This is a genomic window from Streptomyces sp. NPDC005181, assembly GCF_040608395.1.
Lineage (GTDB): Bacteria > Actinomycetota > Actinomycetes > Streptomycetales > Streptomycetaceae > Streptomyces.
Genome location: NZ_JBEXID010000017.1, coordinates 44,236 through 61,799, shown reverse-complemented (window position 1 = coordinate 61,799; position 17,564 = coordinate 44,236). Strand labels below are relative to the sequence as shown.

Below are 17,564 nucleotides of genomic sequence, written 5' to 3'. Positions count from 1 at the left end.
GCCTCTGCTCCACAGGGTGAGCCAGGCGGGTAGCTGATCTGCTGCCATGCCTCGTCGGGGGACGGTGTGGATGGCCGTGAGGCCGCAATGCGGTCGTCTCGGTCCGGAGATCAGACGCCGGTGCTTCCGTCGATTCGCTCGCGGATGAAGTCGGCGTGCCCGTTGTGCCGGGCGTATTCGGCGATCATGTGCGTGTAGATCCATCGCAGGCTCACCTCGCCGCCCATGAACGGGCTGGTGTCTTCCAGCAGCCGGGTGGCGCAGTTGGCGCGGGCGCGGGCGATCTCGTCCTGCCAGGTGGCCTGGGCCGTCTCGAAGGAGATGGTGTCGGAGAGGCCGAACCCGTCGTCGCGGCCGTCAGGGCCGGCCTGCGGACTGTGGATGGCCGGTACGTCCTCGCCCGTCAGCACGCGGCGGAACCAGTTACGCTCGACTTCGGACATGTGCTGGACGAGACCCAGCAGGGTCAGCGGCGAAGGAGACACGGAGGCGGTCCGTAGCTGCTCCTCCGTGAGGCCGCCGCACTTCATGGCCAAGGTGGTCCGGTAGAAGTCGAGCCAACTCTCCAGGCTCGAACGCTCGTCGGCGTTCAGGGGCGGCATCGGCCGTTCAATGGTCGTCATGATCGCAGATCATGTCAGCGGGGTCTGACATCGCCTCCCTGCCTGCCGCCTTGAGGACTCGGCGCCGCAAGGTAAAGCGCTTATCCGCCGAATGAAGTGCTCAGCAACACCAGCGTCCCTATACGAACGTGCGCCGAGCAGCACTAGTAGGGCAGTCCTTCCGACGCGGCGTGCAGGGCGGTGTGCAGGCAGACGGCGATTTCGGCGTCCGAGGCGTCGTTGTCGTCGGCGAAGCGCTGGGCGAAATCCTCGGCCGCGGCGCGCAGCGCGCCGTTGATGGTGGCCGCGTGCACTTTCACCCGCAGGTCGTCGGGGCTCCTGCCGGACCGGCCGGCGAGTAGTTCACCGAGGACGGGCAGCGCGTCGTCGTGTGCCTGGAGCCAGACGGCGCGCAGGGCCGGCTCGGTGAGGGTCATGCGGATCAGGTCGAGGACGGCAGGGTCGGCGGTCGGCAGCGTCCCTGTCGGCAGGAGTCGGTGAGGAAGTCCAGCAGGCCGGTCTGCGGCGGCCAATGGCGCAGCCGGTCCGTGGCGGCGTCCAGGCTCGCCGTGAGCAGAGGGCGCACACAGCTTTCCTTGGTGGGGAAGTGGCACCACAGCGTGCGGGTCGAGATGCCCACGGCCTGGGCGATCTGCTCACCCGTGGTGCCGGTGACGCCTTGTGAGGTGAACAGGCGGACGGCCTCGCGGGCGATCTCCAGGCGGAGTGCCGTCCTGCGCCGCTCGCCGAGCGACGGCCTCATGGCCGGCCCTTCTGTCGTCACCTGGTCCCCGGGTGCCGCATATTTGCCGGTGATCGGCGACACAGGGGTGGTGGGGCAACGGTGCGCGATCTACCGGCTGCTGGCCTCCGGCGCGGCGGTGGTCGCCACCAGGTCCTCGTAACCGACCGACACCGTCTCGCCGTTCAGCGTGATCGGGTGCTGGAGCCCGCCGGAGAGGCGGTCGGTGAGCCAGGAGATGGCGGCGCCCTGGTCGGTGAGGAGCGGTACCAGGTGGTTGGTGAGCAGTCCGTCGCCGGGGTTGGGCAGATTGATGGCCTCATAGGTGACGTTGGCGCCCTTGGGGCACCAGTCGACGGCGAGTTGGCGTGCCTGGGGGTGCGGGACGATGTCGTCCTGGATGCCGGTCGCCAGGCGCACCGGGCCGGCCGGCTTGAGCGTGCCGATGCGCTGGGCGTCGAGCGGGGCCCGGAGTCGCGGCTCATGCCGGACGATGTCGTTGACGGACTCACCGGTGGTGGTCCACGCGGTGCTCTTCTTGAAGGCGTATCCGAAGATGGCGTCGCCGACACACATGGTGGACAGGTCGTTCAACGCGGCCTTGCCGGCGGCGTTGAGCGCTGACGGAGAGATTCCAGCCGGGACCCCGAGCCACGGCCCGCAGGAGGGGGCCAAGCGATCACGACCCCCTCCTGCGCCGACCTGGAGGGCACGGAGCACGGGCCGGGCCCGTACGTCCTGGACGGCGCGCTCACCCCGGGCACCACGGGAGCGTACAACCCCTCGATGACCATCGCCGCCGTGGCCGGCCGGGCGGCCGGGCGCCATCGACACCCAGGACGTCGGCAGCGTCGTCTGAACCGGGGCGGACAGACCATCGCCGAGTCCAGGCCGGCGGGCGCGGGCCGGCCGGCCTGGACGTCGTGATCAGACGAGGTCGAACCGGTCGAGGTTCATGACCTTGACCCACGCCGCGACGAAGTCGTTCACGAACTTCTCCTTCGCGTCATCGCTCGCGTAGACCTCTGCGAGCGCGCGGAGCTCGGAGTTCGAGCCGAAGACGAGGTCGGCGCGGCTGCCGGCCCACTTGACCTCGCCCGTGGCGGCGTCGCGGCCCTCGAACGAGTTCGCGTCCTCGGACGTCGCCTTCCACGTCGTGCCCAGGTCGAGCAGGTTGACGAAGAAGTCGTTGGTCAGCGAGCCGGGGGCTTCGGTGAAGACGCCGAGCGGCGACTGCCCGTAGTTCGCGCCCAGGACGCGGAGGCCACCGACGAGGACCGTCAACTCGGGGGCGCTCAGGGTCAGCAGGTTCGCCCGGTCGAGCAGCAGGTACTCGGCCGGGAGCCGGTTGCCCTTCCCGAGGTAGTTGCGGAACCCGTCGGCGGTCGGTTCGAGCGCGGCGAACGACTCCACGTCGGTCTGCTCCTGCGACGCGTCCGCGCGGCCCGGCGTGAAGGGGACCTCGACGCCGATGCCGGCGTCCTTGGCTCCCTGCTCGACGGCCGCGCCACCGGCGAGCACGATCAGGTCGGCGAGCGAGACCTGCTTGCCGCCGGTCCGGCCGGCGTTGAAGGCCTCCTGGATTCCTTCCAGGGTGCGCAGCACCGTCGCCAGCTGGTCGGGGTCGTTGGCCTCCCACCCGCTCTGCGGCTGAAGGCGGATGCGCGCGCCGTTGGCGCCGCCGCGCTTGTCGCTGCCGCGGAAGGACGAGGCCGACGCCCACGCGGTGGACACGAGCTGGGACACCGTGAGGCCCGAGGCGAGGATCTGGTCCTTGAGGGAGGCGATGTCCTCGGCGTCGACGAGCTCGTGCGTCACCGCGGGAAGCGGGTCCTGCCACAGCAGCGTCTCGCTCGGGACCTCCGGGCCGAGGTAGCGCACGATCGGACCCATGTCGCGGTGGGTCAGCTTGAACCAGGCACGGGCGAAGGCGTCCGCGAACGCGTCGGGGTTCTCGAGGAAACGACGCGAGATCTGCTCGTAGGCCGGGTCGAACCGGAGCGAGAGGTCGGTCGTCAGCATCGTCGGTGCCTGGCGCTTCGACGGGTCGTGCGCGTCGGGGACGGTGTCCGCACCAGCGCCGTCCTTCGGCCGCCACTGGTGGGCGCCGGCGGGGCTCTGGAACAGCTCCCACTCGTAGCCGAACAGGATCTCGAAGAAGCTGTTGTCCCAGGTGATCGGGGTGTTGGTCCAGATGCCCTCGAGGCCGCTGGTGATCGCGTCGCCGCCCTTGCCGGTGCCGAAGGAGTTCCGCCAGCCCAGGCCCTGCTCCTCGAGCGGGGCGGCCTCGGGGTCGGGGCCGACGCTCTCCGCCGGGCCTGCGCCATGGGTCTTGCCGAAGGTGTGACCGCCCGCGATCAGCGCGACCGTCTCCTCGTCGTTCATCGCCATCCGGTGGAACGTCTCGCGGATGTCGCGGGCCGCCGCGATCGGGTCCGGGTTACCGTTCGGACCCTCCGGGTTGACGTAGATGAGGCCCATCTGGACCGCACCGAGAGGGTTTTCCAGCTCCCGGTCGCCGGTGTAGCGCTCGTCGCCGAGCCACGTGGTCTCGGGACCCCAGTAGACGTCCTCGTCGGGCTCCCAGACGTCCGCACGACCGCCGCCGAAGCCGAATGTCTCGAAGCCCATCGACTCCAGGGCGACATTGCCGGTGAGGATCATGAGGTCGGCCCACGACAGGTTCTTGCCGTACTTCTTCTTGACCGGCCACAGCAGGCGGCGGGCCTTGTCGAGGTTCCCGTTGTCCGGCCAGCTGTTGAGGGGGGCGAAGCGCTGCTGGCCGGCGCCGGCGCCGCCGCGGCCGTCGCTGATCCGGTAGGTACCCGCGCTGTGCCACGCCATCCGGATCATGAACGGGCCGTAGTGCCCGAAGTCGGCGGGCCACCAGTCCTGCGAGGTCGTGAGGACCTCCGCGATGTCCCGCTTCACGGCCGGGAGGTCGAGGGTCTTGAAGGCCTCGGCGTAGTCGAACTCCTCGCCGAGGGGGTTGGCCACAGCAGGGTTCTTGGCGAGGATCTTCAGGTTGAGCCGATCCGGCCACCACTGGCGGTTTCCGCCGCCCTGAGTCGGGTGCGGGGCACGCCCGTGCGCGACCGGGCAGCCACCTGCGCCTCCCGTCTTGGCGTCTGTGACGATTGCATCGGGGTTCTCAGACATGGCAATCCTTCTTGACTTGGTGGATCACGGAGCTCAGGAACTACGGGCGGCAGAACAGTCGGAGCGCAGGCCCCAGGGGGTGACCTCGGCCTCGTCGATCGAGAAGCCGTGGTCGTCGGACGCGGCCGGGCAGGGGCCTCGCCGACCTCGGCCATGCCACGGCACGATCTGCACACGGTGCGGTGAGCGAGGGGCGGGCCCCTCGCTCACGACGTGAAGAGAGAAAGTGGCCTGCACGATCACGCGCCCCGGAAGCCATCGCCTCGGCGTCGAGGTGGTCACCGTCCTGGACGGCCCCGGACAGCGTGACGCGGGCGGCCACCACCCGCGGGCCGGCACGGTGCACCTCCGCGACGGTAGTCGCCTCACGTCTCTGTCTCCTGCCGGGCCGGAGTCTTTCTGTCTCTGGTCTATCCTCGGCACCGAGCCTACGATAGACAGAGTCCAAGTCAAGAAGTACGCCAAGCCCATATCCAATCGGAACACGGACGCGCACTTCAGGTTCCGTGTATCCCACGGAACCTGAACAGGTGAAGCGATATGAGTGACCTGCTGGAGCGGTTGCGAGGGCGTGGCTGGCGGATGACGTCCCAGCGGCGTGTTGTTGCGGAAGTCCTCGACGGCGACCACGTGCATCTCACGGCAGACGAGGTGCACGTCCGCGCGACGCAGCGACTGCCCGAGATCTCCCGGGCGACCGTCTACAACACCCTTGGCGAGCTGGTCTCCCTCGGTGAGGTCATGGAGCTCTCCACCGAAGGCCGCGCCAAGCGCTACGACCCCAACGCGCACCACCCGCACCAGCACCTGGTGTGCTCCGGCTGCGGCGCCATCCGCGATGTCCACCCGACCGGCGATCCGCTTGCCGACCTCCCGGCGGAGGAACGGTTCGGGTTCACGCTGTCCGAGGTCGAGGTCACCTATCGCGGACTGTGTCCATCCTGCGCCTCCCGATGAGGTCACGCTGTCGTGACGCCGAAATGGCGCCCGTAACGCCCATGTGACGTTCGTTCTGATGGATCGCCGGCTTGCGCGTCGCAGCCGTGCCGACCTGGCCGGCTGATTCGCTCGCCCGGCAGCGGCTCATCGCTGCTGCGGATCAGTCACCGCGCCCGGATGGAGAGCGGGCCGGCCGGCTTCAGGGGTGTGGTGCCGCTCGCCGTGGGCTTGTCGGTGCCGCACTCGCTCGGACTGACCCATCCCGGGCCAACTTCCAGCACATCCAGCGAGCATGACGTTGCGACAGCACAGCCACGATGCGGCTGTGGGGCACACTGCAGGGGGCGGCGTCGCTCGCGCGCCTCGCTCCCTGCCACGCAGTCCGGCAGCACTGTGACCTGCGGGGCAGCTGAGTGAGGGGCCCTGCCGCACCCCGCTGGTGGCTCCCCGGAACAGCACGGCCTGCCACGCGGCGAGCCCGTCCAGCACGCTGGACGGGCGCTGAAGATCTGCTTCCCGTACGACGCGTCGGGCGAGCACGTCACCGACGAGGAGTACCCGGCGAAGCCCTCCTCGAGCTGATCCGGACCGAAACGACCGAGAGGAAGAACGCATGCGTACCACCACACTGGGCAGCAAGGGACCGGAGGCCGGTGTCATCGGCCTGGGCTGCATGGGCATGAGCTTCGGCTACGACATGGCGGCACCGCGGGACGACGACACGTCGATCGCGGTGATCCGTCAGGCACTCGACCTCGGTGCGACGCTCATCGACACCGCCGACGTGTACGGGCCGTACACCAACGAGGAGCTGGTGGGCCGGGCACTGGCGGGCGGGCATCGCGAGCGCGCGGTGCTGGCCACCAAGGTCGGCCTGGTCGTGAGCGACCCGACCGGTGGCCCCGACAACTCCCCTCTCATCGTCAACGACGGCCGCCCGGAACGCGTACGCAAGTCGATCGACGAGAGCCTGCGCCGGCTCGGCACCGATCACGTGGACCTCTACCAGCTCCACCGGGTGGACCCGCAGGTGCCGATCGAGGAGACCTGGGGAGCCATGGCGGAGACCGTTGCGGCGGGCAAGGCGCGGCACATCGGCCTGTCCGAGGCGACGGTGGACGACATCAAGCGGGCGCAGGCGGTACACCCCGTGACGTCGGTGCAGTCCGAGATGTCGCTCTGGACCCGCGACGCGCTGGCCGATGTCCTGCCCTACTGCAACGAGCAGGGCATCGCCTTCCTGCCGTTCTCGCCGCTCGGGCGGGGCTTTCTCACCGGGCGGTCCTCGTCGTTCGACGACCTGCCGGAGGACGACTTCCGGCGCCGGCTGCCGCGCTTCCAGCAGGACGCGCTGCGCACCAACCTCGCCATCGTCGGCCAGGTGCGGGAGATCGCCGAGCGCATCGGTGTCACCCCGGCGCAGGTGGCGCTGGCCTGGGTGAGGGCCCAGGGGCAGTACGTCATCCCCATCCCCGGGACCAAGACGCCCAAGTACCTGGCGGACAACGTCGGGGCAGGGGACCTGGAACTGGGCGCGGCGGACCTGGCCGAGCTCGACGCACTTCCCGCGCCGGAGGGCGGCCGCTACCAGTGAGCCGCTGACACAAGGGCCGGGCGTGATCGCCCGGAGGCCTGCGTGACCCCGGGCGACCGCCGGCCTCGGGCCGGGGCGCGGGGGCGCCCCGGAGCCGGTGGGCTGCTACGCGGCGCCGTTCTCGCCCAGGATCATGTCGATGCGGGCGCGATGCGCCTCCTCCCACGCATCGAGGGATTCGGCGGCCTTCTTGGCCAACTTCGCCCGGGCATCGAGGAGTACCTGCTCCCGGCGGGCGCGGGGAGTGACCACAATGCCCTCTTCGTCGGCCACCACGATGTCGCCGGCATGCAGGTTCACCCCGCCGCACCGTACCTGGCCACCCAGCGGCACAACGGCCGACTTCGTCCCCGGGACGGGGATGACTCCCCTGGCAAAGACGGGAAAGCCCATCTCGCGCACCTCGGCGAGGTCACGGATCATCCCGTCGAGCACGAACCCCGCGACCCCTCGGCGCTGGGCGACCGTGCATCGGTGGCGTCCTTCATGTTCTTCCTTCGTTCCGGCATTCGTCCCACCGTGGGCCGTGGAGTCAGGCCTTCCAGAAGAAGACGGCCGTCATCCGCTTCTCCGCCAGGGTGCGACCCCAGTAACCGCTGGCGCTGTGGATCATATTGGCGGAGTAGAGCAGCAGTCGGTTGGCGCGGTGCGGGACCCGTACGTCCTCGACGAAGGAGTCCGGCGACACGAAACGGGTGCCCAGCGCGTCGACGAGGTTGTTGTGCGGCGCGGTCACCTGGTTGCCGCCCAGGACTCCGCCGGGCAGGCTCTGGCGGTAGAAGCTGGTCCCGCAGTCCTTGGGCACCCCGGGGTTGAGATAGAGCACCGCGGCGTAGCGGCAGAGTGTCCGCGAGTCGGTGTGGGGGCGCGGCTCGCATTCACCCTCACCGACGACCTGGACACAGTTGTGGTTGAACGTGCCGCCGCCCGAGGGGTGTTCGGCCCGGAGTTCCTGGGCGCCGGTCGCCTTTCTCACCAGCCGCTCCACCTGCGCCAGTTCGCCCGGCTCGAGCCCCGGCATGGCGCGCAGCCCCGGCCAGCTCTCGGGTTTGTGAGGGTAGCCCTCCGTCCAGTCCTCCCTGGCCAGGCAACGCTCCCGGGTGGTGTCCGCATCCGGCAACACGTCGTCCAGCACCCAGTAGTCCCGGCCGCGCGTCGGCTTGCGGTACGGGAGGACCGGGAGGGGAGGAGGTCTCAGAGACATGGGAGGGACCGTAGCCGCCGGGGTTCCCTCGGATCTCCAGGCAAGCGGTCAACCTTACGTCAAGGGTTTCCCATGCCGGTTGTGCCTGCCGTCTCGTCAAGGTGGCTCACCGGAGCCTCGGTTGGGGTGTCGGTGAGGCCGGGGCGGAGGTGCTCCACGCGGTACAGGGCCTGATCGAGGAGTGCGGCGACCTGGTCGTCGTGGAGTGCGTAGACCACGGAGCGGCCCTGGCGGGTGCCGGTGACCAGGCCGAGATTGCGCAGCAGGCGAAGCTGGTGGGAGCAGGCGGACTGCTCCATGCCGACAGCGGTCGCCAGCTCGGTCGCGGCGCACGGCCCTTCGCGCAGCCGCGCCAGGATCAGCAGTCGGGAGGGCGCGGACAGCGCCTGGAGCATGGTGGCGACCTGCGGAGCGTTCTGCGGGGTCAGGCGGGTATGCGGCGCCGCGGCTCTGCTGTCGGGGGTGTTCACTCCGTGGCCCATGGTCACCATCCTACGGAGATGAATACATGAATGAATGTTCAGGCATACCTGCGCGGCGAGGTTCGGCAGCGGCCAAGGACGCGGGAGGACCCGGTGCCCCGGAGCTCGCGCTCCGGGGCACCGATGACGCATGACGGACGGGTGTCCGGCACGCCCGTCAGTCGTCGATCGCCGCCCCGTACAACGCGTCCGCCGTCGGGCCGCCGAAGGCGCTCGCGCCGTAGCTCCAGGAACCGGAGGTGGTGATGCCGCCGGTGCCCGCGGAGAAGACCCAGACGAAGCCGTCGTTCGTGTTCTCGCTCGGTGCCGAGACGAGCAGGCCGAACCGGCCGTCGTCGTTGGGGTCGGTGAAGGAGACCTGGCCGCCGAACTTGTCGCCCTTCTCGACGGTGCCCGGGACACGGGTGGTGCCCTGGTTCGCCGACAGCGCGCCGGTGGACGTCAGGCCCCGGGCCGCACCGCGCAGGACGATGAAGGCGCCCGCGTCCGGCACGGTGCCGATGTCCTCGCCGGAGACGCCGATCGCCAGGTCCGCGAATCCGTCCTTGTTCGTGTCGCCGACGGAGAGGTCGGTGCCGAAGCCGTCGCCCCGCTCGTTCGTGCCCGGCACGCCCGGCGAGTCCTGGGTCCACCACACCGGCGGGGTGCCAGGGCCCTCCTGCCCCGCGGGTCCGGCCGAGCTGCCGTAGTAGACGCCGACCATGCCGCCGGTCATGCTCTCGCCGCCGTCGTCCGGGCTGTGCGGCTCACCGGTGACCAGGTCGTCGTAGCCGTCGCCGTTGATGTCGCCGGAGGCGACGACCGGGCCGCCGCGTACCGCGGTGACCGGCAGCGGCTCGTCGTTGGACGCGGTGCCGGGGAGGATGTACGACCAGCCGTGGCCCGGTTCGTCACCCACGCTGGTGCCGGAGACGATCAGGTCGGCATAGCCGTTGTTGTCGTAGTCGCCGGTGGTCATCGACTTGGGCTGGATGCCCGGCGGCTCGTCGGCACCGGACCTGGCGAGCGCCGTCTTCGGCGGCGAGGTGAGCGTCGTACGCGCCTTCTGCTGCGGCTGCCGCGACTGCGGGCCGACGCTCTTCGCGCCGGGCTCGGTGGCCGGCTCGAACTGGTAGGTGGTCAGTCCGACCGAGTCCATGACTGCCAGCAGGTCGCCGGGTGTGGTGTCCGAGAAGCGGGCCGCGGCGAGTGCGGTGCCGAATCTGCCGCTCGTGGTGAGATCGTCGGCCTGCAGCCAGTTGCTCACCGACCCGGTGAGGCCCTTGGGCGTGCCCCACAGGACGACCACGCCGCCCGCGTTGGAGACGGCACCGATGTCCTCGCCGGGGATACCGACGACCGCGTCGTCGTAGCCGTCGCTGTCGAGGTCGCCGGTGGCCACGGCCTTGCCGAAGTTGTCGCCGGTCTCGGCGGCTCCGGCCACCCCGGAGGAGTTCTGGCTGAAGGCCCGGACATTGGTCGTGCCCATGCCCTTCGGGCCGCCGTACTGCACGGTGACCATGCCCGCGCCCTTGTACCCGCCGACCGCCGCACCGGGAGAGCCGACGAGCACGTCGTCGTAGCCGTCGCCGTTGAAGTCGGTGTTGCGGTCGTTGGCGTGCGTGCCGCCGGGGGTACCGGCGTACGCGGACGGGGCCGAGGCGATGGCCGCGCCCGTCACGAGGAGAAACGATGCCGCCGCAACGGCGGCCGAGCGGTTCTTGCGCATGAGCGGCTCCTTGGCTCACGAAGGGCCGGGCTTGCTCGGGGGCGCGGGGGGTAATCCGGAGAGGGCCCGTTCCTTGTCCGGTGCCGTGTATGACAGCGCATGGGGCACAAGGGTTGTACGTAGGGTGTGTCCGGTTTTCCGAAGAAGATCACTTTGGGGTCGTTGCGGTCCGTGCGGGCGGTTCACGCCGGGTCCAGGTCCTTCGGAGGAACCTCATGATTCGGAGGACTCCGGAGCGTCATTCCCCCGTCCCCAGGGCTTTGGGTGTCAGATGGCCGTGACCATCTCCGGGGCGACCCGTGCGGGACTCGGTCCGGTCGATACGGCAGCGTGACCGCGGTCCCACCGGATCGGCCGCGCGTCGATCCGTCGAAGGAGGACATCCCATGCTCAGCACTCATTTCGTGACCGGCGCACCCAGCTGGCTCGACCTCGGCAGCACCGACACCGCGGCCGCCGCGAACTTCTACGGCGCGGTGTTCGGCTGGAACTTTGATTCGGCAGGGCCCGAGGCCGGCGGCTACGGCTTCTTCCAGAAGGACGGCAAGACCGTCGCTGCTGTCGGCCCGCTCACGGAGGAGGGCGCAAGTCCGGCCTGGACGGTCTACTTCCAGACCCCCGACGCCGACGCGACGGCGAAAGCCGTGGAGCAGGGCGGCGGGACCGTACGGGTCGAGCCGTTCGATGTCATGGACGCCGGACGGATGTCCTGTTTCACCGACCCGGGCGGCGCCGAGTTCTCGGTCTGGCAGCCCGTTGGTGTCAGGGGCCTGGAGAAGACCTCGGAGCCCAACACGCTGTGCTGGGTCGAGCTGCACGTCGGCGACACTTCCGCGGCACTGGCCTTCTACCGGTCGCTGTTCGGCTGGCGGAGCCAGGAGATGGAAGTCCCCGGAATGACCTACATCGTGCTCTCCACCGCGGACGGCGATCAACAGGACGCGAGCTTCGGCGGCCTCGCCCAGGCCCAGAACGGCATGCAGCCGCGCTGGATGCCGTACTTCGACGCTGCGGATGCCGACGACATCGTCTCCAGGACGCAGGAGAACGGCGGAGCGGTGCTGATGCCCGCGGCGGACGTTCCGGACGTCGGCCGGATCGCCTGGCTCGCCGACCCGTTCGGCGCGCCGTTCGCCGTCCTCAAGCCCGCACCCCCGTCGGCCTGACGGGGGAGCCGCACACCTCCGGGAGGCCGCTCTGCCCGTCGGCCGGCGGGCCGAGCGGCGTCCCGGCCTGTCCGCGACCGTACGCACAGGGCGGGCATTCCGGGGCGTGGCGCCACTGAGGGCATCGGATCACGGATGCCACGCGGGTACCCGGATGGCGCCGCGAGGGGGCGCGTACCTAGCGGTTTGCGCCCATACTGAAATGGCTACGGCATATATCGCCGAGCAGCGGGGCAGCCGCACCCCCCCACCTGTCGTCGATGCCCCGGGGTGGATCTCATGGACTCCCCATCCTCCGCGGCACACCCCCAGGGGCCGACCGGGCCGCCGCTGACGTCGCGCGACCGCGTCATCGCCGTCGCTCTGCGGCGGCTCGACCGCCGCCTCGACTGCAGCACGTGCACCGCCTATCTGCTGACCGAGGACGACCGGGCGCTCGCAGCAGCGATGATGGTCGACACCACCCTGAGCTTCACTGTTCCGTCGGGCATGGCGGCGGACGACCGTAACTTTTCCACGGCGAGGGCGCACCAGGCCGGGAAGCTGGTGCTGTTCGAGAACACGGATCTACGGGAGCTGACCCGCCGGTCCCCGGCGCTCTTCCTCCACAATCCGTATCCGATGATGGTCGCCTCCGCGCCGGTGCGGACCGTCCGGAACCGGTTCGGTGCGCTGAGTGTGCGCTGGGTGCCGCCGCGGCCGGTGGCCACCGATACGCTGGATTTCCTTCAGGCCGTCGCGGACGACCTGGCTGTCGAGCTGACGGATCTCGCGGCGCGGGGCGCGTGGATGAAGGCGCCGTACGTCCCGCTGTTCATCGCCGAGGTGCCGCGTGACCGGGGCGCCCCCGTCACGGGAGCGGCTGTTCAGGCCGACCCAGGCGGACCGTGGGCACCGGCAGTTCCCAAACCGACCGGCAGCACGTTTCTCTACCAGTTGCAGAGGCTCGCCGCCGAACTCACGGCCGCGGTGCACATCCGGGACGTCCTCGCCGCCGCGGACAGCCAAGTGGTCCGACCCTTCGGCGGCCGGGCGGTGATGCTGTGTCTCGCCGAGCAGGGCCGCCTCCATGTGGTCGGCGCGGCAGGGTTTTCGCGCGAGGCGGTCCAGCGGGTCGAAGGCACCCTGCTGTCCCACCGCACCCCGGAGACGGACACCCTTCGCACGATCGAGATCCAGTCCTTCCCGACGGCCGAGGCGCTGCGGCAGGCCTATCCGGACATCGACCCCGACCCGGAAGCCCAGGCCCGCGCCTACCTCCCCCTGGTGTCCAACGGGCGGGCCATGGGCTGCTGCGTCCTGGAGTTCCCGGAACCCGCGCCTCCGTTCGCGCCAGAGCAGCTTGCCGTACTGACGATCATGCTGGAGCAGGTGGGCCAGTCCCTGGAACGGGCCCGCTCCTACGAGATCGAGCACGCGCTCACCCAGACCCTGCAGCGCAGCCTGCTGCCCCGCAGCCTCCCGCACATGACCGAGGCGGTCGCCACGGCCCGCTACCTCCCGGCGACCGACCGGGCGGAGGTGGGAGGCGACTGGTACGACATCGTCTCGCCGCCCGGCGGCGGAATGGGCCTGGTCATCGGCGATGTGGAGGGCCACAGTCTGGAGGCGGTGGCGGTGATGGGCCAACTGCGCAGCGGCGTCAGGGCGTACGCCGCCGAGGGGCACGACCCGGCCACGGTGCTGGAACGGAGCAACCGGCTGCTCTCCGGGCTGGGAACGGATCTGTATGCCACGTGCTGCTGTGTGTGGCTCGACCTCGCGAGCGGGACCGCCACCACGGCGACCGCGGGCCACCCGAGCCCGCTCATCGTCGACTCGGACGGAAACGGCGTTACCGAATCGCTGCCCGTGGGGCCGCCGTTGGGCGTCGATGCACAGGCCCGGTACGAGCAGAGCGAGGTGCAGGTGGCGGCGGGGTCGGTGATGGCGCTCTTCACGGACGGTCTGCTGGACGGGCGGCTGCTCGGGTCGGACGCGGCGATGGAGAGACTCGGCCGTGTGCTGGCCGACCACTGCGGCGACAACCTGGAGGTGCTGGCCGACCGTCTCGTCCAGGACCGCCGCGGGTGGCGGGTCCTCGCCGACGACGCGGCCCTGCTGCTGGTGCGGTACGAGGGAGCCCAGCCCCGGGGGCACCGGCGGGTGGCACGGACGTCGGTGCAGCGTCACCACCTGCAGGGGGTCTCACAGGTCCGGGAATTCCTGCGGGACCTGCTGAGTGAATGGGACATGGTGCCGCTGCTGGAGACCATGGAACTGTTGACCTCCGAGGTCGTCACCAACGCTCTGATCCACGCTCACAGCGAAGTGGAGCTGCGGTTGCGGGAGTACCCGGACCGGATCCGGGTCGAGGTCCGTGACAGTGACCCGCACCCACCCGTGCCCACCTCGATCGTCGCGGACGAGGAGAACAACCAGGAAGCCGAGTCCGGGCGCGGTCTGCTGATTGTCGACGCGCTGGCCGGCGATTGGGGTAGTTCGCCGGCGGGGCGCGGAAAAACGACCTGGTTCGATATTGCGATTCCGGATTGCGATTCCGGCTGAATGACGGTGTTGATGCGCCATCTCGCGGGGTGGCAGGAATATCGCTGTGCGGGAGGGGTGGAGATGACGAGCGCGGGGCCCGTTCGTCGAAGAAGTCCCAGCGTGCCGCAGCTGGTGCCGTCGATTCCACCGAATGATCTGTCGGTGAAATGTGTGGGGCGGGCACGGATGCCGTGTCCGCCCCTTTTCTGGTCGGCGGGTGAATGACGGTCAGATCTCTGCGTGACCAGTGGTGTTGGTCTATCTGGCGGTGTGCGGTCCGGCGGCGTCGGCCGAGGTCCGGTCTTCCGTGCGGCGAGGTCCGCGCTCGTCCGGAGCGTGCCGGCGTGCGCGGCCCGCGCCGACTCCGTCCGGCACTTGCTGGTCTCGTACAGGTTCGTCGGCCATACTGCCCGCCGTGGAGCAGCGCATAGACCCGAAGACTCAGCCCGCGTACGCCGCAGGGACAGACCCGGCGTACATCCCTGGTCTCACGGCCCCCCGCATCGCCGGGGCGTCCGACGAGGACCAGGAGAAGACCGAGGAGCCGGCGCCCGAGGACGCCACCCCCGAAGACCCGGCCGCCGCAGAGGCTGCCGCTTCCGACGCGCAGGACGCGCAGGACGCGGCGGACGCGGCGGATGCGGCGGATGGGGCGGACATGGAGAAGGGGGGAGAGGAGAAGGACGAGAAGGCAGCGGACGGGCCCGTATTCGAGGTCAGCGACCGCCGGGGTTCGATCACCGCGGACCGTCATGGCATCCGGTTCACGCTGGACGATCAGGAGGCCGATTTCCGCTGGGACGAAATCGGTGCGGTCGAGGTGAAGTCGTCCCGGTTCGGGCGCAGGTTCACCGTCACTGTCCATATGTCGACCCGCCGCTGGTTCAATGCCGAGGTCGAGGCGGCAGCCAGGAGCAGCCTCAAGGAGTGGGCGGAAGAACTCGACGCCGTACTGGACGCCTACTTCGAGGAGTAGTGAAAGGCAGCCCGACCCGTGTCGGCAGTGAGAGTCCGGGGCCCGCGGCCGTGAAGGCCGGCGGGCCCCTTCGCGGTTGCACATCCACCGCAAGGACTCGGCGGACCCGACCCGCCCGGTCGCCACGGGCAATGAGGAGCTGTCGTCGGGCAGACGCTGCTGAGTGCGTGCAACGCCGACGGCATGGCGAGGGGGACCGGAAGTTCAACTTCCAGTGCCCCTGGCGGAGCGCCGCCTGCGTGGATGCGCTCGGTGCAGGTGCGCTCAGTCGGTCACGGCGACGGTCTGGGACGCGCCCGACTCGGTGCCGTCCGCGTAGTGGACCGTGACGCGGTAGTACACCGTGGTGCCGGTCGGCTGGGTGCTGTCCCACCAGTAATCGGTGTGCGCGGCACAGGGGCCACGGCCGCATTCCGGCAGTTTTAACGTCACACAGACATCGTGGCACGATGACATGATTACATCAGAAAATTGCTACGCCGGTTCCATGAAGGAAGCCGAGATCTGTGGCCCGGGCGCTCCGGGGCAGCCGGGCGGCAGTGAGGTGCTGCGGCCGCCGGGCCTGCTCACCCTCCCCTCCTGTCTGGCGAGCCATGTCGCCGGGATCGGGCACGACGCGCTGATCTGGGGCATCGCCGAATACGGCCTGCGGCTACCGCACTTCGCCGCACTCACGGCGCTCGCGGACTTCGGCGTGCTGCCCCAGCACGAGCTGGCCGACCGGCTCGGCCGCAACCGCAGCCACCTCGTCGGCCACCTCGACACCGTCGAGAAGCGCGGCCTGGTGCGGCGCGACCGCGACCCGGCCGACCGCCGCAGACAGGTTGTCGCGCTCACGGCCGAGGGGCGGCGGCTCCAGCGGGAGCTGCGGGACGTGGCCGAGCGCTCACAGGCGGCGTTCCTCGGGGAACTGTCCCCGGCCGAGCGGGCGACCCTGTCCGCACTGCTGCGCCGGGTGCTCGTCGCCGACGACCGGGCCCGCACCCGGGTGGAGGTATGAGCCGGTGACGCGAGGGCCGCGGTGGGGCGCGGACGAGGCGGGGTTACGGAACGGTCCAGAGGGGCGACGGCTGCCCGGGGGGACACCCGCAGGGTTCTCAGCGGCAGATGGTGCGCTCGGTCGCGCGCACCAACGCACGCCTGTGGCAGGTCCCCGTCGGCACGGTCTACCGCCTGGCCAGCGAACAACGCCGGCGCCGGTACAGCCGCTCCGGCCGCACCTACTACGCGGAGACCGACGCCCACAACTGCATCGCCCGGCGCCGGGCCGCCTGAGCCCGAGCCGGAGACAGCAACAGTCACCGGCCAAGCCGGCCGCCTCAGGTGCCGTCCGGCCCCCGGCAGCACATCAAGTGCGTACGGCCGGGCGGCAGCGCCGAGTGCCGCGTCGACGATGTCCATCCACCGGTCAGGCGTCCGCGAGGACCACCGAGCGGGTCAGGTGGCGAGGGCTGTCCGGGTCGATGCCGGCGGCCTCGGCGCGGGCGATCGCCAGGCGCTGTACGCGGACCAGCTCGGCCAGGGGGTCCAGGCCGCTCTCAACCCAGCGGGCCCCGGTCGACAGCACCTGGTCGTCGAGCCCCTCCGGAGCGGCGCCGAACATCCAGGTGGCGGTGCCGGTGGTGGCGATGCTGATCGGGCCGTGGCGGTACTCCATCGCGGGGTACGACTCCGTCCAGGACAGCGATGCCTCCTTCATCTTGAGCGCGGCCTCGTTGGCAAGGCCGGCCGTCCAGCCCCGGCCGAGGAAGGTGAACTGGGTGCAGTCCAGCAGGCCTTCGGGCAGCGGCTCGGCGAGTGCGGTCTCCGCGTCGCGGACCGCGGCGTCGGTGTGCAGGCCGAGGTGGGCACGGAGCAGCGTGAGCGCGGTAGTGGCGAAGCGGGTCTGCACCACGGACTGCTCGTCGGCGAAGTCGAGCACGACGACATCGTCGGCCGAGGTCATCACCGGGGTGTTCGGGTCGGCCGTGATCGCGACGGTACGGGTGACGCCGCGGAGCCGGCCCAGCAGGTCCAGCACCTCGGTCGTGGTGCCCGAGCGGGTGAGCGCGACGACCCGGTCGTAGCGGCGGCCGAAGGGGAACTCCGACGCGGCGAACGCGTCGGACTCACCCTGTCCGGATTCCTCGCGGAGCGCGGCGTACGCCTGAGCCATGTAGAACGACGTGCCACAGCCGACGACGGCGATGCGCTCGCCGGTGGCGGGCAGGGCGGCCGACTGGCTCGGTGCCAGGTCGGCGGCGCGACGCCAGCACTCCGGCTGACTGGCTGTCTCAATCTCTACAAATGACACTTTTGCACTCCGTACAGGTGATGGGATGCTTGTTCGCGCACGTTATAGCTGAACTGCAAGCATTATCAAGCATTCTTGTTGCAGGCGGCTTGACTGATCAGCACCTTGTGCGACGCTTGCGCGTGTCCGGTGACCGCGCCCAAGGGGATGGGTGCTCGAATCCCGGACCT

At 70.1% G+C, this 17,564-nt stretch carries 14 protein-coding genes and 4 pseudogenes; 7 read left to right on the top strand and 11 right to left on the bottom strand.

Translation table 11 applies throughout. The features are described 5' to 3' along the window. Positions 1 to 110: 110 nt before the first annotated feature. The 5 genes and pseudogenes from ABZV38_RS14335 to ABZV38_RS14315 all read right to left on the bottom strand — a co-directional run bounded on the left by ABZV38_RS14335 (position 111) and on the right by ABZV38_RS14315 (position 4,828). The gene (locus ABZV38_RS14335; protein ID WP_356327105.1) at positions 111 to 623 is read right to left on the bottom strand and encodes a DinB family protein; all 513 of its coding nucleotides are present in this window, start codon (positions 621 to 623) and stop codon (positions 111 to 113) included. A 143-nt stretch (positions 624 to 766) separates the two neighbouring features. Beyond that, positions 767 to 1,365: pseudogene (locus ABZV38_RS14330) on the bottom strand (TetR/AcrR family transcriptional regulator). A gap of 90 nt (positions 1,366 to 1,455) precedes the next feature. Next, positions 1,456 to 1,968: pseudogene (locus tag ABZV38_RS14325) on the bottom strand (lipase family protein); the annotation flags it as partial. Positions 1,969 to 2,271: 303 nt separating this feature from the next. Next, the gene (katG, locus tag ABZV38_RS14320; protein ID WP_356327104.1) at positions 2,272 to 4,503 is read right to left on the bottom strand and encodes a catalase/peroxidase HPI; all 2,232 of its coding nucleotides are present in this window, start codon (positions 4,501 to 4,503) and stop codon (positions 2,272 to 2,274) included. 33 nt (positions 4,504 to 4,536) lie between these two features. Next, positions 4,537 to 4,828, bottom strand: a pseudogene (locus ABZV38_RS14315) (transcriptional repressor). Between the two features lie 215 nt (positions 4,829 to 5,043). Here ABZV38_RS14315 and ABZV38_RS14310 point away from each other — a divergent pair. Together ABZV38_RS14310 and ABZV38_RS14305 are read left to right on the top strand one after the other, a co-directional pair. Further along, positions 5,044 to 5,460: a Fur family transcriptional regulator gene (locus ABZV38_RS14310; protein ID WP_356327103.1), complete on the top strand. Its 417-nt coding sequence runs from the start codon at positions 5,044 to 5,046 to the stop codon at positions 5,458 to 5,460. Positions 5,461 to 6,055: 595 nt separating this feature from the next. After that, the gene (locus tag ABZV38_RS14305; protein ID WP_356327102.1) at positions 6,056 to 7,036 is read left to right on the top strand and encodes an aldo/keto reductase; all 981 of its coding nucleotides are present in this window, start codon (positions 6,056 to 6,058) and stop codon (positions 7,034 to 7,036) included. Between the two features lie 105 nt (positions 7,037 to 7,141). On the opposite strand, the pseudogene ABZV38_RS14300 reads toward ABZV38_RS14305, so the two are convergent. The 4 genes and pseudogenes from ABZV38_RS14300 to ABZV38_RS14285 all read right to left on the bottom strand — a co-directional run. Continuing rightward, positions 7,142 to 7,513: pseudogene (locus ABZV38_RS14300) on the bottom strand (RraA family protein); the annotation flags it as partial. Positions 7,514 to 7,568: 55 nt separating this feature from the next. Next, the gene (locus ABZV38_RS14295) at positions 7,569 to 8,240 is read right to left on the bottom strand and encodes a DUF6445 family protein (protein WP_356327101.1); all 672 of its coding nucleotides are present in this window, start codon (positions 8,238 to 8,240) and stop codon (positions 7,569 to 7,571) included. Positions 8,241 to 8,299: 59 nt separating this feature from the next. After that, on the bottom strand, positions 8,300 to 8,722 hold the full coding sequence (locus ABZV38_RS14290) for a metalloregulator ArsR/SmtB family transcription factor (RefSeq protein WP_356327100.1): 423 nt from the start codon (positions 8,720 to 8,722) through the stop codon (positions 8,300 to 8,302). 157 nt (positions 8,723 to 8,879) lie between these two features. Continuing rightward, a complete protein-coding gene (locus tag ABZV38_RS14285; RefSeq protein WP_356327099.1) occupies positions 8,880 to 10,430 on the bottom strand; it encodes an esterase in 1,551 nt (516 codons plus the stop codon). 386 nt (positions 10,431 to 10,816) lie between these two features. On the opposite strand from ABZV38_RS14285, the gene ABZV38_RS14280 reads away from it, so the two are divergent. The 3 genes from ABZV38_RS14280 (at position 10,817) to ABZV38_RS14270 (ending at position 15,101) form a co-directional block, all read left to right on the top strand. Then, positions 10,817 to 11,596 (top strand): VOC family protein, encoded by a 780-nt coding sequence (locus ABZV38_RS14280; protein ID WP_356327098.1) that lies wholly within the window; start codon positions 10,817 to 10,819, stop codon positions 11,594 to 11,596. Positions 11,597 to 11,875: 279 nt separating this feature from the next. Then, complete coding sequence (locus ABZV38_RS14275) at positions 11,876 to 14,143, top strand: ATP-binding SpoIIE family protein phosphatase (RefSeq protein ID WP_356327097.1); 2,268 nt, start codon at positions 11,876 to 11,878, stop codon at positions 14,141 to 14,143. A gap of 397 nt (positions 14,144 to 14,540) precedes the next feature. Then, on the top strand, positions 14,541 to 15,101 hold the full coding sequence (locus ABZV38_RS14270; RefSeq protein WP_356327096.1) for a hypothetical protein: 561 nt from the start codon (positions 14,541 to 14,543) through the stop codon (positions 15,099 to 15,101). 264 nt (positions 15,102 to 15,365) lie between these two features. On the opposite strand, the gene ABZV38_RS14265 is transcribed toward ABZV38_RS14270, so the two are convergent. Next, on the bottom strand, positions 15,366 to 15,533 hold the full coding sequence (locus ABZV38_RS14265) for a hypothetical protein (protein WP_356327095.1): 168 nt from the start codon (positions 15,531 to 15,533) through the stop codon (positions 15,366 to 15,368). Between the two features lie 55 nt (positions 15,534 to 15,588). On the opposite strand from ABZV38_RS14265, the gene ABZV38_RS14260 reads away from it, so the two are divergent. Then, entirely contained in the window at positions 15,589 to 16,101 is a 513-nt protein-coding gene (locus ABZV38_RS14260) for a MarR family winged helix-turn-helix transcriptional regulator (RefSeq protein ID WP_356327094.1), read from the top strand. 107 nt (positions 16,102 to 16,208) lie between these two features. Then, on the top strand, positions 16,209 to 16,376 hold the full coding sequence (locus ABZV38_RS14255) for a hypothetical protein (protein ID WP_356327093.1): 168 nt from the start codon (positions 16,209 to 16,211) through the stop codon (positions 16,374 to 16,376). A 133-nt stretch (positions 16,377 to 16,509) separates the two neighbouring features. Here ABZV38_RS14255 and ABZV38_RS14250 read toward each other — a convergent pair whose 3' ends face one another. Further along, the gene (locus ABZV38_RS14250) at positions 16,510 to 17,394 is read right to left on the bottom strand and encodes an SIS domain-containing protein (RefSeq protein ID WP_356327092.1); all 885 of its coding nucleotides are present in this window, start codon (positions 17,392 to 17,394) and stop codon (positions 16,510 to 16,512) included. Positions 17,395 to 17,564: the final 170 nt, after the last annotated feature.